Here is a 2,459-nt window from a genome sequence, read left to right as displayed (position 1 = left end):
CGTGGTGCACGGCTCCCGGCCGAACAGCAGCACCGACCGGTTCCGCCGTGCGCTGATCTTCCACTACGTCCCCGAGGCGAGCACGGAGATCGCGGCGTTCTACGACCCCCTGGTCCGCCCGGACCGGCGTACGGTCTCGATCCCCGCGGCGATCGGCGGAGGTCCTTGCGGAGACTACGGCGACGTCGAGCCCTGATCCGTCGGTGCAAACAGGCGGACCACTTCGCTGAGCCAGTACTGCGGTGAGAACGCCCAGGCCTCGACCTCTATGTTGTCGGCGTGCACCAGCAATCGGTGCCAGGAGACCAGGCGGTGCACGGCATGTAGTGGGGCGGCTACGTCCAGCTCAGCCCGCAGTACTTCGAGCGGCGCGAGGTCTGACCATTGCTGGAGGTAGACGTCGGTCAACTCGTCCAGGCGCGGGTCGTCCTCCGCCCAGGTCCCTTGGCGATTGGGATTGACCAGAGCCGACCGGATGCTCGGCGCCGTGGCGAACGGATGACCCCAGACCGCATCGCCGAAGTCGAAGAACCGGAACGGCGCCGACGGATGCCGCCGGAACACATTGTGGACATGTAGGTCGTTCTGGTCCAGCGCCATCGAGATCGCGCCACTCAGCTTGGCGTCCAGGCCGGCCAACGTGTCACCGGCCCGCCGCAGACCGGCCAACACCGTCGGCTCCAAGCACAACGGGTGCTCGGTCCCGAGTGCTCCGAACCAGTCCGCGATCCCATGCACGGTATCCGCCAAGCGGGGCGGTGCCAGCGAGGTCAATCCGCTGGCGAGCAACGCGGTCTCGGCGGGAATCGAGTCGCGCTGCAGCCCGGCGTACTCGGTCACGAGCCGTCGCCACAGCGGCAGGAGGTCGGTGTCCGCCACCTGGTCGAGCGTCGGGCCCTGGTCCGCGGTCAGCATCCAGCCGCGGTCCGCCTCGATCGCCAGGGGCGCGACCACGTGCTGCGGGAGCGCCTCAGCCATCGCGGCAACCAGCGCGGCCTCGAAAGCCTGGCCGGGATTGTTCTCCTTGAACCAGAACAACCCGTGATCTGTCGGATAACACCAGACCGCCGCCCAGAACCGGATCGTGTACGGCACAGGCGCCCCGGTCACGGCGATCCCCGCGTTGGTGAGTCGTGCTCTCACCCACGCATCAACCTCGGCAAACCACTCGTCGCCCGTCCAGCGGCGCACCCAGTACCCACCCGCATCAGCCTGCAAAGCCAGCGGCTCCGGGGCCCGACGGCTCTCCACCCAAGTCACCCACCGACCTTACGGCTGAACCCCGGCTAGCCGCTCGCCCTTATCCGCTGGTACTACGGGTCAGCTGGCGTAGTCGCGGAAGCCGCGGGCGGTTTTGCGGCCGAGGTAGCCGGCGGTGACCAGGTGCTCCAACAGTGGCGCGGGCGCGAAGCCTGGCTCGCGGAACTCCAGGTAGAGGGTCCGCTGGATCGCGAGTGACACGTCCAGCCCGACCACGTCGAGCAGCTCGAACGGGCCCATCGGCAACCGGCAGCCCAGCTTCATCGCGGCGTCGATCTCGTCCACGCCGGCGTAGTGCGCCTCGAGCATCCGGACCGCGTCGTTCAGGTACGGGAACAGCAGCGCATTGACGATGAACCCGGCCCGATCGCCGCACCGTACGGGGTGCTTGCCGGCGGCAACCGCCACGGCTGCTACCGAGTCCGCGACCTCGGGCAGGGTACTGACCGTGCTGACCACCTCGACCAACTTCATCACCGGCGCCGGGTTGAAGAAGTGCAGCCCCACCACGTCCGACGGACGCTTCGTCGCCATCGCCAGGTCGATCACCGGCAGGCTCGACGTGGTCGTCGCCAGGATCGCGCCCGGCTTGCAGATCTCGTCGAACGTCTCGAACAGCGCCTGCTTGACGCTGAGCTCCTCGACCACGGCCTCGATCACCAGATCCGCCGACGCGAGATCGTCGAGCCGCGCGGTGCCGACGATCCGGCCGAGCGCCGCGTCGCGCTCCTCCGACGACAGCTTGCCGCGCTGAACCCCCTTCTCCAGCGAGCGTTCCAGCCCTGCCCGGACCTGGTCGACCTTCTCGGTCCCCCGGGCCACGTACAGCACGTCGTACCCGGCCTTGGCACAGACCTCGACGATGCCGACGGCCATCGTCCCGGAGCCGACCACGCCGACCTGCCGGATCGGGCGGATCGCAATCTCCGAGCCGCCGGTCACCGGGGTCAGGTCGTCGTCGACGACCACCGGCGAGTCGGGCGCCTCGTAGGTGTAGAAGCCGCGGCCGGTCTTGCGACCCAGCATGCCGGCGGTGACCAGCTGCTTGAGGATCGGCGCCGGCGCGTGCAGCCGGTCGCGGCCCTGGCGGTACATCGTCTCGAGGATCTCGTACGCCGTGTCGAGCCCGATCAGGTCGAGCAGCTGCAGCGGGCCCATCGGGTAGCCGCAGCCGTACCGCATCGCGGCGTCGATGTCCA

Annotated in this window: 2 protein-coding genes and 1 pseudogene; 1 reads left to right on the top strand and 2 read right to left on the bottom strand. The window is 68.9% G+C overall.

Annotated features, from left to right (window positions below; genetic code table 11):
* Positions 1-196, top strand: a pseudogene (locus VFG33_RS17695) (phytanoyl-CoA dioxygenase family protein); the annotation flags it as partial.
* Here the strand turns inward: VFG33_RS17695 and VFG33_RS17690 are convergent.
* Both VFG33_RS17690 and VFG33_RS17685 read right to left on the bottom strand, forming a co-directional pair.
* Complete coding sequence (locus VFG33_RS17690) at positions 175-1,260, bottom strand: hypothetical protein (protein ID WP_325053987.1); 1,086 nt, start codon at positions 1,258-1,260, stop codon at positions 175-177. The pseudogene VFG33_RS17695 and the gene VFG33_RS17690 overlap by 22 nt on opposite strands.
* Positions 1,261-1,320: 60 nt before the next feature.
* Positions 1,321-2,459 (bottom strand): 3-hydroxyacyl-CoA dehydrogenase family protein (locus tag VFG33_RS17685; RefSeq protein ID WP_325053986.1); only part of this gene is annotated, 1,139 nt, incomplete at its 5' end.

The sequence above is a fragment of the Kribbella sp. genome, from assembly GCF_035687465.1.
Lineage (GTDB): Bacteria > Actinomycetota > Actinomycetes > Propionibacteriales > Kribbellaceae > Kribbella.
This window is presented reverse-complemented; position numbering and strand designations above follow the sequence as displayed.